Annotated in this window: 12 protein-coding genes; 1 reads left to right on the top strand and 11 read right to left on the bottom strand. The window is 46.1% G+C overall.

Going from position 1 to position 13,758, the window contains the following annotated elements:
• Positions 1-7: 7 nt before the first annotated feature.
• The 4 genes from L5M38_RS00850 to panB form a co-directional block, all read right to left on the bottom strand.
• Positions 8-718, bottom strand: coding sequence for a YjbF family lipoprotein (locus L5M38_RS00850; protein WP_263178058.1), 711 nt, complete (start codon positions 716-718; stop codon positions 8-10).
• 146 nt (positions 719-864) lie between these two features.
• Positions 865-1,104 carry a hypothetical protein gene (locus L5M38_RS00845; protein ID WP_263178055.1) on the bottom strand — a complete coding sequence of 80 codons (240 nt, stop codon included), beginning with the start codon at positions 1,102-1,104 and terminating at the stop codon, positions 865-867.
• A 194-nt stretch (positions 1,105-1,298) separates the two neighbouring features.
• The gene (locus tag L5M38_RS00840) at positions 1,299-2,423 is read right to left on the bottom strand and encodes a patatin-like phospholipase family protein (protein ID WP_263178052.1); all 1,125 of its coding nucleotides are present in this window, start codon (positions 2,421-2,423) and stop codon (positions 1,299-1,301) included.
• Between the two features lie 136 nt (positions 2,424-2,559).
• Positions 2,560-3,402: a 3-methyl-2-oxobutanoate hydroxymethyltransferase gene (gene panB, locus L5M38_RS00835; RefSeq protein ID WP_263178051.1), complete on the bottom strand. Its 843-nt coding sequence runs from the start codon at positions 3,400-3,402 to the stop codon at positions 2,560-2,562.
• 188 nt (positions 3,403-3,590) lie between these two features.
• Here panB and L5M38_RS00830 point away from each other — a divergent pair, with 188 nt between their 5' ends.
• Positions 3,591-4,535, top strand: a complete 945-nt coding sequence (locus L5M38_RS00830) for a helix-turn-helix transcriptional regulator (RefSeq protein ID WP_317629527.1) — start codon at positions 3,591-3,593, stop codon at positions 4,533-4,535.
• Positions 4,536-4,618: 83 nt separating this feature from the next.
• Here L5M38_RS00830 and L5M38_RS00825 read toward each other — a convergent pair whose 3' ends face one another.
• From L5M38_RS00825 to L5M38_RS00795, 7 genes are all read right to left on the bottom strand, one after another.
• Positions 4,619-6,334 carry a proline--tRNA ligase gene (locus L5M38_RS00825; protein ID WP_263178047.1) on the bottom strand — a complete coding sequence of 572 codons (1,716 nt, stop codon included), beginning with the start codon at positions 6,332-6,334 and terminating at the stop codon, positions 4,619-4,621.
• 234 nt (positions 6,335-6,568) lie between these two features.
• A complete protein-coding gene (locus L5M38_RS00820) occupies positions 6,569-7,198 on the bottom strand; it encodes an acyltransferase (RefSeq protein ID WP_263178045.1) in 630 nt (209 codons plus the stop codon).
• A complete protein-coding gene (gene tsaA / locus L5M38_RS00815) occupies positions 7,199-7,933 on the bottom strand; it encodes a tRNA (N6-threonylcarbamoyladenosine(37)-N6)-methyltransferase TrmO (protein WP_263178043.1) in 735 nt (244 codons plus the stop codon).
• 178 nt (positions 7,934-8,111) lie between these two features.
• Positions 8,112-8,492, bottom strand: coding sequence for an Rcs stress response system protein RcsF (rcsF, locus tag L5M38_RS00810; RefSeq protein ID WP_113940978.1), 381 nt, complete (start codon positions 8,490-8,492; stop codon positions 8,112-8,114).
• 78 nt (positions 8,493-8,570) lie between these two features.
• Positions 8,571-9,917 (bottom strand): amidohydrolase family protein, encoded by a 1,347-nt coding sequence (locus L5M38_RS00805; protein WP_263178040.1) that lies wholly within the window; start codon positions 9,915-9,917, stop codon positions 8,571-8,573.
• Entirely contained in the window at positions 9,917-13,006 is a 3,090-nt protein-coding gene (locus tag L5M38_RS00800; protein WP_263178039.1) for an amidohydrolase family protein, read from the bottom strand. Before L5M38_RS00800 ends, L5M38_RS00805 begins: the two co-directional genes overlap by 1 nt.
• 215 nt (positions 13,007-13,221) lie before the next feature.
• Positions 13,222-13,614, bottom strand: a complete 393-nt coding sequence (locus L5M38_RS00795) for an H-NS family nucleoid-associated regulatory protein (protein WP_028761125.1) — start codon at positions 13,612-13,614, stop codon at positions 13,222-13,224.
• Between the last annotated feature and the right edge of the window lie 144 nt (positions 13,615-13,758).

Below are 13,758 nucleotides of genomic sequence, written 5' to 3'. Positions count from 1 at the left end.
GGTTCCACTAGGATGCAAATGGCTTAAGTAAAGTGATATCAATAAAAGGTAGATTTGGTGCTATCTTCTGGCGACTTTTAATGACGTGTCCATTATCTGGCTTTAACCAAAATTCATTTTGATACTGGATATTCAGGCCTTCCACTGATACTAGCTCACTGTAATGCAGTGCTTGAGTTGGCGTATCGTTGATGAGTATCTCTTCCTCGGCAATAAAAGCAAACTGCGACTTAATCTTATATCCATAGTGGTATCCTGGCTGCCAATCAATAGTTCGAGTCCAAGTTTTAGGAGTACTGCTTAAATGCAAGCCCAAGAGAATAGGATCGGGTTCAGAGCTTTCTATTGCGGCTAAATTGCCAGTAAGTAGACTTTGAGTTTTTACTAAACGTCCGTTCACTGTCACTAACATAGCGTTATCCGCGGAGAGCCATTTTAGCTCAATTACTTCCGGTACGGGTCTGACTGGGGTGAGAGTTTGTTTCGGTTCCGCAAAGGCTAAAACAACAAATGCTTGGGGGGTGTCATCAATCTTGACATAAATGCTGGCATAGGGATTAGCTTTCACTTGCTCGGTTGTGAGCTTAATATCGCTATCTCCAACGAAAGCCAATTTCATCGTATCGTTGAGGGCGCTAATTCGTTGACTACAGCCAGAAATTCCCATTAATGCAATGGAGGCTGTGAGTAGTGATAGTAGTTTTTTATTTATACGCATCCGAGTTGCTTATTCTCAATAGTCATAAATATCAAATGTAGAGAGAGGTGAGTCTTATTTCAAGAAATGGAGCAATTCCTACTCTCTAGGAGAAACAAAAAAAACAACCGCCAGTAGGCGGTTGTTTGATAGCTATATCAGACTGATTAGTTGCCAGTACCAGTGGTAGTGTTAGTACCTGTACTCGTGATTGGGTTGCCATCAGAGCTGTTAGAGATTGCAACAGCACCGGCAATTGCAGCACCAGCAGCAACAGAACCAGCAACGATTAAACCAGTGCTGTTAGCTGCAGCGTTAGCGCCTGCTGCTTGGCCTTCAACTGCATTTGCAGCCATAGAGCTGAATGCTGTCATTGCAACGATAAGTGCTAGTGAAGTTTTTTTCATCGTGATTCCCTTTTTGAAAAAATGTGCATGATTTTTTGATAATCTAGTACAGCATAGTAAGCGATGCAAACAAAATTATCAATGTTAAATCCATCTTCTTGCTCATGCGAAAGTTTGAATTTCGGCACTAATATTCAAGCTATATCTATCCATTTGGCATGATTTTTAGTGAAGAAACTGATTAAGTCGTTAGCTTATTTTAAACAAAAGAAATCTTTAAGTTCATCGATTTTTTCCATGGCATCTTTATAGCCTAAGTCGATTAAAGCGCTGGTATACGTTTTTTCGAAGAGTAGGTAGGACACAATACTTGAGTCTGACTGCCTATCTATGCCGATAAAACCGAGTAAGGTTTTTACTGCCCATGGCATGTCATCATAGAAGCGGGCGGCAATTTTACTGAGGTCTTCGCTGGGCTTGATGACTAAGGTTTTTATTGGATGCAAGGCCAGCTTGTTGCGGCTTGACTCGGGAATGAGACTTAAGGTGTGATTGATCCTTTCGAGCCGCTCAAGGTCGCTATTTAAGGTATCTGAAAAGATGGTATCGAGCAGATGACCCGCTATGGTCGCCGTTTTTGGGTGATATTCTAGTTCCATCGGAAAGTGCTTGTGCGGGCTCTCTAAGTTAATGACTAAGAGTTTTTCGGCGCCTAAATGAATAGGGCTTGAGAGCGGTGCTAGCTGATGGACTGAACCATCACCATAATAGGCTTGGTTGAGTTTAATGGATGGAAATACCATAGGGATTGCAGAACTGGCGAGTAGGTGCTCGGTATTGAGCATGATACGTTCGCCACTGCGACGGGCACGGGTCCAGTTTTCGATTTCTTTCGCGGCTTGGAAAAAGGTCACTGAGCGAGAGTTATTATAACAAGAGGCATCCACACTCAGCGCGGTCAGTGAGCCATTACGGATATTACGGTCGATACGTTTAAAGTCGATTAGCTCATTGAGTAAGCCTCTGAGCGGATCATTATCGAGCAGACTGCCTGCATCGGTATTGACCTTATCATCTTGCATGCCTTTGAGGGCCATTTTCGTTAGATGGCTGAGAACACCTGTGAACGAAGCTCGGTAGACTTTTCGAGTTTCAAAGTGACGCCAAACCCATTCGAGTTTTCTGACGCCAAGGTGAAAGCAAGAGGCATGGGTCGCGATAGCGGTGCCATTGATGGCACCCGCAGAGGTTCCGCAAATAATTTTAAAGGGAATACCATGATTGCGTGGATAAAGCTGGACCAGTGCTTTTAACACGCCGACTTGGTAGGCCGCCCTAGCGCCGCCACCGCCTAAGACTAATGCAGTTGATGTAGGCAATCTTCAGACTCAATTTATTGTTTTAATAGTTTTATTAAAGCAACGCCCCCCTATAAAAAGCAAGTCGGTAGACTCAATTAGTTGTAAATTTCGATTTATCGTTTATTCGATTGCTGGAACATTTCGCTTTAGACAATTAATCCGCAGTAACCTTGGTCGTTTTACTGAGGCCAAAGCAATGCTCCGATGTTGGAAATTCACCCGTTCTCACTTCTTGGGCATATTGGGCGCAGGCCTTAGTGATCAATGGTCCTAAGTCGATATAGCGTTTAGCAAATTTAGGCGTGTAGTCAGAAAATAAGCCTAAGATATCCTCAGTCACGAGCACTTGACCATCGCAGGCGGGTGAGGCACCAGTGCCTATAACTGGGATTGAGACTCCTACCGTCACTGTGCGCGCCGCGAGCTCGGATGTGCCTTCAATCAGTATGCTAAAAGCGCCTGCTTGCTCAAAGTCTTTCGCTAAACTAACGAGGGCTTCGATGGCGGCAGCATCCCTTGCTTGGGTTTTAAATCCACCCAATTGATTCACGTGTTGCGGCATTAATCCTATGTGTGGCATTACAGGGATCCCTCGCTGGGTTAAAAAACGAGTGGTGTCGAGCATCTCTGCGCCACCCTCGAGTTTTACCGCCTGCGCGCCTGTGCGTATTAATACTTGGCTGGCATGTCTGAAGGCTTGCTGAGGCGATTCTTGATAACTCCCAAAGGGCATATCGATAATAACGCAGGCATGTGCTGCGCCGCGACTGACAGCAAGACCATGATTAATCATCATTTCTAAGGTAACCCCGAGTGTAGAGTCTTGCCCATAAACCACCATGCCGACGGAGTCGCCGACGATAATCATATCCACATGGGGATCGATAATTTCTGCCATCGGTTTTTCATAGGCGGTGAGAGCAACTATGGGGGTTTTACCTTTCATTTTTTGTAATGTAACGGGCGTTACGCGGTTTTTATCCATGTGGATACTCATGTCATCTCCAATTAATTCAGCCTGATATGACATGTTAGCGTTTGCTGCTTTGGCTTGGGCTCGATAGATTGACTTAATATCTAGATATAAAGACACTTCTACAAATATAAAGTACTTTTATATGAAGAGGCGCTTCTATTCGGAAGAGGCTCGATAATATGAAAAGAAGCTTCGATATAAAAATCACTTTGGGCGATAACACCTTGAATCAAGTCACTGACACGCATTTATCCCAGCAGCATATTACTCAGCACACGCAGGTCGCACCTTCACGTTTAGCCGCCGCAGGGCTAAGTGCCTCCATCATGTTGCTTAAGCGAACACTCAAGCCGTTTGAACATGTGCAGCGCCATCGTCATTCTTGGGGACAGGTCATTTATGCCAATCAAGGTGTGCTGAGTGTGATCACGCCTGCTGGGCGTTACATTGTGCCGCCTGAGCAAGCGGTGTGGGTGCCTCCCTTTGTCGATCATGAGGTTATCGCGCTAGGTCAGGTGCAATTGAGTAGTCTGTATTTGGATGAAACCCGGATAGGCGGGTTTCCACCCGACTGTACTTGTTTGAGTGTGAAGCCTGTTTTGCAGTTATTACTGCAAGAGGCTAATGCCTTAGTGAAGAGTGAGGCTGGGCTGATTGATCCCGATTTTAAGGATAGCGTCATGCGGCTCTTGATGGTGATCCGTGACTTTATGGTGCTCGCCCCTAAGGTCGCCTTGGATTTACCTTATCCTAAGGATAAAAAATTACTGCGCATTACCGAGGCTTTGCTTGCCGATCCAAGCGAACAGCGCACTTTGGTTGATTGGCAGCGGGAGGTCGGTGCCTCGGCCCGCACGTTAGCGAGATTATTTAAACAGCAAACAGGGCTGAGTTATAGCCAATGGTTGCAAAGGCTTAGATTGCAGGTGGCGATTCAAATGCTCAGCCGAGGTGAATCTGTACTCACTACTGCGTTATCCTTAGGTTATGCCTCGGGTTCAGCCTTTGGTTATATGTTTAGGCAGTTGATGGGCGTCGCTCCGAGTCAGTACCAGTTAGCGCAAAATACCTTGCCAAAAATACAGTGCCCAAAATACAGCAGTAAACAGCCGCATATAAAAGTCATGTCACGAGTGAGCGACGACAGTCAATAAAAGTCCAATAAAAAACGCACTTAAGCTGGGCTCAAGTGCGTTTCGTTTTTGATCTTCAGCTTGTCTACATTTCGCGTTGAGGTTTAGCCTTTAACTGCGTTTTTCAGGAAGTCGAGCAGTTGATCGAATGGAATATCTTGTTTTTCACCGGTGCGGCGGTTTTTGTATTCAAATACGCCGGCATCGATATTGCGATCGCCGATCACCACTGTATGTGGGATACCAATCAGTTCCATATCGGCGAACATCACGCCTGGACGCTCTTTACGATCATCCAATAACACTTCGATACCCGCTTCGTTTAAGTCTTTGTATAACTGCTCGGCGATATCGGTGACGCGGTGCGACTTGTGCATGTTCATTGGCAGAATGCCCACGCTAAATGGTGCAATTGCTTCTGGCCAAATGATGCCACGGTCATCGAAGTTTTGTTCGATGGCTGCTGCCACGATACGGCTCACGCCGACACCGTAACAACCCATTAGTAGCACCTGTGACTTGCCATTTTCGTCAAGTACAGTCGCGTTCATCGATTTAGAATAGTTAGTGCCCAGTTGGAAAATATGGCCCACTTCGATACCGCGTGCCATAGCATAAGTGCCTGAACCATCAGGTGTTGGCTCGCCTTCGACTACGTTACGGATGTCGGCAACTTGCGCTGTCGGCAGATCGCGTTCCCAGTTGATACCAAAATAATGTTTATCATCAACGTTAGCACCGGCGGCAAAATCGCTCATTACGCTAACGCTGTGATCGATAACGATAGGGATTTTAAGACCGATAGGGCCAAGTGAACCTGGACCTGCGCCAATGGCGTCACGGATCAGCGCTTCTGGCGCCATTTCCAATGGTGATGCGACTAAGTCTAACTTGTCAGCCTTGACTTCGTTGAGTTCATGGTCACCACGAACAATCAGTGCCACTAAAGGCGTCGCTTCTGTCGCGCCCATTACGATCAAGGTTTTGACTGTTTTAGTGATATCCAAACCAAACTGCTCAACTAATTCTGCAATGGTCTTCGCATTTGGGGTATCGACTAAACGCAATGCTTCAGTGGCTGCGCCGCGTGGTTCGGTTGGTATAGGTGATTCGGCTTTCTCAATGTTAGCGGCATAATCGCTGCCCGTTGAGTAAGCAATTAAATCTTCACCGCTTTGTGCTAGAACATGGAACTCGTGTGACATGCTGCCACCGATTGAACCCGTATCAGCTAAAACTGGGCGGAAAGCTAAGCCCATGCGCGATAGAATGTTGCTATAGGCTGTGTACATAGCCTCATAGGTTTCATTCATGGTATCGACGTCAAGGTGGAAAGAGTAGGCGTCTTTCATCAAGAATTCACGTGAGCGCATCATGCCAAAACGTGGGCGAACTTCGTCACGGAATTTGGTTTGAATTTGGTAAAGATTCAGCGGTAATTGCTTGTATGAACTGACTTCTTTACGAATGAGATCGGTGATCACTTCTTCATGGGTTGGCCCCAGTACGAAGTCGCGATTGTGACGATCTTTAAAGCGTAACAGCTCGGGACCAAACTTTTCCCAACGACCCGTTTCTACCCACAAGTCTGCCGGTTGCACCATAGGCATTAGAATTTCAATTGCACCGGCTTTGTTCATTTCTTCACGAACAATGGCTTCGACTTTACGCAATACGCGTAAGCCCGTGGGGAGGTAGCTATAAAGGCCCGACGCATTACGACGGATCATGCCCGCACGTAACATTAATTGATGACTAATGACTTCTGCATTGGCAGGAGTTTCTTTCTGTGTTGATAGCAGGTACTTGCTGACGCGCATTACCGATGTCCAAATTTGAGTTGAATGGTCGCCATTTTATCACCTGCTTTGGTGATGTCACCTAGGGATTTAGGTTAAATTCAACTAGCTGGGAGATAAATAGCATTTTTTGATGCTGGATAACGGATAACGGATAACGGATAACGGATAACGGATAACGGATAACGCAAGGAAGAGCGCTGCGCTATTATAGAGTGACTTCGTCACTGCTAGTATCAAGATTATCCTTACTGCTTACTTATCCCGTCTATCACCAATCACTTTGGCGGGGTTGCCAGCCACTATCGCCCAGTCGGGTACATCTTTAGTCACTATGCTGCCCATGCCGACCACGGCGTGATCGCCAATGGTCACACCATCGACTATGCCTGCCTGAGCGCCAATCCACACATCTTGGCCAATAACAATGCCTTTGGAGTTGGCAGCTTGTTGATATATGGGAGTATCTGGCGCCATGCCATGGTTAAAGGCGTAAAGGGTGACATTATTGGCGATGCGGGTTTGATTGCCTATCTGAATCCCGACCCTGCCGCCATCGAAGGAGCAGCCATGATTAATCGCCACTTCGTCCCCTAGCGTGATAGGCCCATGTAAGAAACAGTCGGCGGCGATCATGCAGCGATTACCCATGCGGATATCACGATTGGGTTCGGCAAATAACTGCGCTTCGGGGGCGATAAAGCATTGCTCGCCGATGTTGATGGTTTCGAGGGCACAAAGTTTTGCTTGAATATCGTCTTGCCAAGGTTTGGCCCAGATTAAATGTTTCTCTTTTAAAGAAAAATACAGCCACGGCATCCAAGAGAGCCGCTTTTTATGCTGGCTTTGATAATCAGGTTTTGATGTAGGCGTTGGCGCAGACATTTAGCCACATTTCCCCGGTTTGAGTTCCAATACTAAGATATATTCTTGGTCATTATCATCGACCTCCATTTGCCAGAACACATCTAAATCATAGAGGGCGACTTGGTATAACTTAGGATCGTCCTTGGCTTTTTTGTAGGCGGGACGTGGATCTTGGCCGAGCACTCCGCGAATAAGTACGGCTAAATCTGTGTAGGTTTCCTGCTCGGCGTAACGCTCAATCTGTGTCTTGGCATGGTCAGAATACACCACTGAAATCAGTTTAGGCGCGTCTTGGGCAATGCCACCTACGGCATTGGTAATAGAATCTGAGAAAGGAATGTATGGCTTAATATCAATTATCGGTGTGCCATCGAGCAGATCCATACCGGAAATTTCGAGGCACACTTTGCCCTTACGTTGCACTACGCCGTGCAGTTTCACTACAGACTGACCTATACCATTGGGGCGAAAAGTGGAGCGAGTGGCGAACACGCCGAGTTTTTCATTGCCGCCTAAACGCGGCGGGCGCACTGTGGTTTTCCAACCTTGGGCAAGATTCTCATGGAAGCAAAACAGTAACCAGAGATGTGAATATTGCTCTATGCCACGCACCGCATCTATATGATTCACATGGGGCTCGAGCTCGACATAACCACGCGCTTCAACAAGTCCGGGTTGTCTTGGAATGCCAAATTTTTGTTTATAGGGTGTGCGGCATGTTGCCACTGCGATAATTTGGTTGGTAAATGTCATGCAAAAAATTACCTAAAGGGTAAGTATAACAACCGCCTAAGCTCATTATTAAGGCCCATCTTTGTGCGCTAGTAATGCAGCATTGGTCATGAAGCGTTAGCCATTAAGCGGTTGATAGGGGCAATCTTATAACACTATAGGATCACACCGCGAGCAGTATGCTTAATATGCGTGAGGCTTACTCTGTTGTAGCCGTTTTTACTGCTTGACCAACGCATAATGCGCGGCTGATACAACCTTGGGCAGCTTCTTCAAATATGACACATTGCTTGATGATAATGCCGTTAGCCCCTTTATCTGCCGCATTGCGACGGGCTTCGGTTCTGGCATCGGCAAGCGACGCGGGCGCACCGTTAGCATCGGCCTGACAGGACTCACCTTCGACCAATCCTTTTAATTCATAATGACCTTTCGGCAAGGTATCGCCTTCATAAAGGATGACATCGGATGCCTTGAAATAATCATTAATCGCCTCACTGTCCAAATTACTGTTAAAACTGTAGTCGCTTGCACAGGCACTGAGCAGGAGCACTAATGCACTTGAGAGGATAATTTTCATGGTTTGACCTGAGGTTGAGGAGAAAACTGCGCAGCCTTGGTAGGCTGCGCCGATGCGATATTATTATCTGAGTAAATTCTACCGCTTAAGGTACTTTTGATAAAGCTGCTGATGGCGATTATTCAGATCTATCTGCCGCCCTTCAATCCAGATAGCCTCAATTTTATTGGTCATAGGGTCGAGAATGTCCCCCTCTGACAGCACGACACTGCCTTGGTATCCCACCGCTATCGCACCTAAATCCTCCACACCTAGCAACTTTGCGGCATCTAAGGTGATGGATTTCAGTGCTTGTTCAGGCGTTAAACCATAAGCGGCGCTGTAACCTGCGGCGTAGGGGAGGTTACGGCTATTCCAGTCCGATGAGAACCCAAGGGCGAAGGGAATACCTGCATTGGCGAGTAAAGATGGGATCTTAAAGGGTAAATCGACTGGCTCATCTTTACGTTTAGGCAGACTCAAGGTATGAGGGTAAATGACCCCAGCCTTAACTTCCCTTAGGCTTGAGTCCAAACGCCATGCATCGTATCCGCCGACAATCACCAATTTGAATTGGTATTTTTTCGTCAAAGCGATCACTTGCTCAATTTGGCCAACACTGTCGGCATGGGCAAACAGTGTCGCTTTGCCTTGGTATAGCGGCAACATGGCCTGCCAGCGCAGGTTGTTGGTCGCGGACTGGGGATCTTCATTCTGGTTTTTGTCTTTGCCGTTAGCCTTATCACTTAAGAAATAGCGATAGCCATCTTCAAAGGCGATATTGAGCTTGTCGATCGCCTGCTGATTTTTCTCGATGGCCTTGGCTTTCTCTTTTTCATCTTCTGGCATGCGTTTGATTTGCGGCCAATAGACATGGAACTGTCCAGCACTTGGTGTCATCGCATCTTCAATCGTCCATGCATCGAGATCCACCAGTACCGATTGTCCTGCTAACCCATCACCGCTCGGAACGATTTGTGCGTGGGTAATGCCGTTGTAACGTATGGTCGGGATGAGCTCCGAATCCGCATTGTAAGCTGTGGCCGTGCTGATCTGCGGATTGATATAACCTACCTCGGCGTTATCAACCGTTGGGCGGCTCATTTCAATTTCGACTAAGCCTAAGCTGGTGTCTAGGGCGATTAAGCCCGGATACAAGTGTTTACCGCTGGCATCGATGATTTGAGTGTCACTGCTTTCTGCGGTTGCATTGTTGATTTGGCTGGTCAGTTGAGGTCCAACGGCCGTGATCTTGCCATTTTCAATTAAGACGTCTGTGTTGCTGAGCACGCCTTGAGTGACTGTGTGCACAGTGGCGTTTTTAATCAGTACGCTGCGGCTTTGTTTAGGCGTAGGTACGATATCATTGGCCATTGCTGGGGCCTGCGTGATGCAAATTGCGCCGAGTAGCGCCACAAACAAAACGGTTTTAGATAAATGTTGCATTATTTGGCTCCCTCATGAGCGTGGCCCCATGCCTGATAGTGGGTGTCGCAGTGCCACTGTGGCTCGTTGAGTGGCGTGATTTTTTCACCCGCTTTAGTTTGGTCATCACTGCTGAGAATTTTTTGGATAAGTGCGGCGCGCTCGTTCACCACAGCTTGTTGGGCAACTTGGTCTTGGTCGCGGTCAAAATAGCGTTTTCCTTCAACCCATGCCTGCGTCACTTTGGCGTAAATAGACAGTGGCTCTGCGTTCCAGAGTACGATATCGGCCATTTTGCCTGGGGTGAGTGAACCCACAAACTCATCGACTCTTAATTGTTTGGCTGGATTGATAGTGACCATATTCCAAGCGTCTTCCTTCGACATATTGCAATACATCATAGACTTAGCCGCTTCTTGGTTGAGTCTGCGCTGCATTTCATAATCGTCTGAGTTAATGCTGGTGATCACCCCCTTGTTTTGCATCAGGCACGCGTTTTGCGGAATCGCATCATACACCTCAAACTTATAGGCCCACCAATCGGCAAAGGTCGATGCGCCAGCACCATGGGCAGCCAGTTCACTCGCCACTTTGTAACCTTCGAGCACATGGGTAAAGGTTTGTACTTTAAAGTGATAGGCCTCGGCCAAGCGAATAAACATCAGGATTTCTGACTGTACATAGGAATGAATATGTACGTCGCGTTGCTGGTTTAATACTTCGGCGACCGCCTGCAGACGATAACTTGGACGCGGGGCGATGGTTTTCTTTTTATCGCTGGAGCGCAGATTATCATAGGTTTTTAACGCCTTTTCATAGGCGATAGCAGCGTCGAAGGTTTCTTCAAATAAGGCTTTTACTCCCATGCGAGTCTGGGGGAAGCGCTGAACAAATTTCTCGCCCCAGTTACTCTGTTTGACGTTTTCACCTAAAGCAAATTTGATACTGGCGGGCGCGTTAACAAATTTGAGTTGTTCAGCTGGCTCGCCCCATTTCATTTTGATCAGTTGTGATTGGCCACCGATAGGGTTGGCGCTACCGTGGAGTAATTGCGCGCTGGTGACGCCGCCCGCTAAGGCACGATAGATTGAAATATCGTCGGGATTAATAATATCGCCAATGCGTACTTCAGAGGTAACTGCGTCTGTTCCTTCGTTAGTACCGCCATTAATGGCGATATGCGAGTGTTCATCGACTATGCCGGCGGTGAGGTGTTTACCTGTTGCATCGAGGACTTGATAACCTGATGGCGTACTTAATTGTTGGCCAATTTTTTCGATGCGGCCATTGGCCATCAAGAGATCAGCATGTTCGAGAATACCTTGTTTATCCGATGTCCACAGGGTGGCATTTTTGATGTGTAGCTTCTCCACTTTAGGTGCTTCGCTTAGTCCGTAAGCGACGTTAGGGAAGGTGAGGTGACTCACTAGGCTCGTGTTGGCTTCATTCTTGGGAGCATGATTGCTTGCTTGGTCTGCTTTTTTGAGCTTTGCAGTTTGAGTTAAAGCGACACCGGCAACATTTGTAGTGCGACTTTTTGCATCGACCATACGACCTTGAATGCCGTCATCGGCCATCCACAGCGTAAAGCGGCTAAGGCCGTTAATGCCTGCGGCGCTCAAATCGGCAGTAAAGCTCAATCTTCCGTTATCATCTAACTTAAGTTGAGTGAGTGAGATACTTTGTTCGCCACTGCTTAAATTGCCTTGGATGTTGGGTTTATCACTTTTACTTTCATCATGTAGCGATAAATCTAGCGTGAGGTTATTGAGGCTTAATTGGTAATCTCCCAGTAATCGTGCTTGGGGAAGTGAGCGCAGACTTTGCTCCTGACCTTGCAACCAAACACTGTAGATCTGGCCATCTTTAAAGATATTGCCTTTAGTGATAACAAAGTCAGCCATATAACCGGACGCGAGTTTACCGGTAAAGTCGGCGGTGCCTGTCATCTCTGCGGCTTGGGTGGTGAGTGCTGCGAGAGCGTTTTCTTCACTTAAACCTTGGGCAATGGCTTGGCGTAGGCGCGGCCAGAAGGCATCGGTCTTAATCCCAAACTGCGTTAACGCAAAGGGGATACCTGCGTTAGCTACCGCTGCAGGATTGGTTGGTGCACGTTCCCACTGTCTTAAATCCGCCAGTGATACTTCACGATCAGCATCATCAGTGCCGACATCGGGTGCCTGCGGATAGTTTAAAGGCAAGATCAACGGATAGTTCAGCGCCTTTAACTCATTGATGCGTGAGTATTCTTGACCATTACCAAGTAGGTTGGCTGGCAGTTTATGTTCTTTGAGTAAATGGGCTGCACGTAATTGGTCATTGAGATTTTTGGTTTCAAAGATAATTTGCTTATCGGCTAAATTATCTAAACGCTCAAAGGCGATATTAAATTCGACTTGATTGTTTATTGCGCCATTGGCAGGTTTGTTTTTATTTTGGTTATACCAATTTGCATCGGCAAAGGTTTGCCTAATAAGTGCAATGCTGCCCATTAATGATGAGGGATAATCTTGTTCAGACGAACCTTTATCAAATGCCATAAAAGGTTGACTGCGGGCGCGATAAATCACTTCATTAGCCGTTTTGTCCGCTAATGAAAGGCTGACACCCGTTCCACGGAAGATACCGTCGAGTTTGCTACTTTGCACACTGGTGAAACCATTATTAATCCACTCTTTTGCGCGTTTTTTATTGGGGTAAACGTAATTAAACCATTCTTTTTCAGAATGAATTGCACCATTTTCCGCATTACCACCGATACGCTTTATATCATAGACGGGGCGAGTGAGCTTAAGTTTGGGATATTCGAACTCAATCCCATAATCAGTAAAAGGATCGATAAATCCGGGATAAATTGTATAACCACTCAAATCGATTCTAAATGCGCCAGCGGGAATGTCGTTGTGCTCAATAATGGCTTTAATTCGATTATTTTCAATTAATAAAGTGGCATCGCTTAAACGTTTTCCCGGGGCAATAATTAATTCAGCATGGGTAAATGCAGTGAGTTTACTGGATGTTGTTCCAGTATTGAGCTGGGCAAATGTTGTTTGTGATACTAAGCTAGCGATTATGCTGCAGCTTATCATTATCTTATTGTTTATCTGCATTATTTTATTCAATCGAGTGAGGGTGAACAAAGAGTAACTGAAAGCAGATGTAAATACTAAGGCTGAATTGTAACGTAATTTGAGCGGGAGTGAGGTGCAGAATTAACGGCTGTTGTTTAAGTTTGAAATGATTGATGGATATAAAAAAGCTCGCAACTAATGCGAGCTTTTATGCAAACTGGTGTTGGCAATTAGCGCCATCACACTTGGTTGGATTAGATTAAGAAATCTTCCATAGAACGACCTTTGTTGATCTCGTTCTTAAATACGGTAGGCATACGGCCTTGGCCAGTCCATTGAACCATTTCACCGTCAACTTCAATTTGGTATTTGGCTGGACGAGGAGCGCGTTTCTTCGCAGCAGCTTTAACAGCTACGCCACCTAAGTCATCAATTGATAAACCAACGGCTTCCATTTGTTGACGGATTTCTTCAATCTTAGCATTACGAGCTGCCATGGCTTGTTCTTCTTCCTCAGCCATAGACTCGCGTTCTACTAAAATTTTATCTAATTTGTCGGCTAAATCACGTAACTCTTCAACGCTAAGTTCTTTTACTGCAGCTTTAAAACGACGGCCGTGAGTTAATATCTCTAAAAATTCGCTCATATCTATTTTCGTCCCACTCTATTTTTAATACAGGATAATGGTGAACAACACCTAAATGATAGAAACTAATATAGCTCGAATCAAATAAAATTATGCGTTTTAAGGAAATTAAATATTATTTATTTTTTGAACTTTTCTTATTCC

Origin of the sequence: Shewanella sp. SM101, assembly GCF_025654465.1 — a bacterium.
GTDB lineage: Bacteria > Pseudomonadota > Gammaproteobacteria > Enterobacterales > Shewanellaceae > Shewanella > Shewanella oncorhynchi.
The sequence above is the reverse complement of the archived record's forward strand: the minus strand, read 5'-3'. Positions and strand labels throughout refer to the sequence as shown.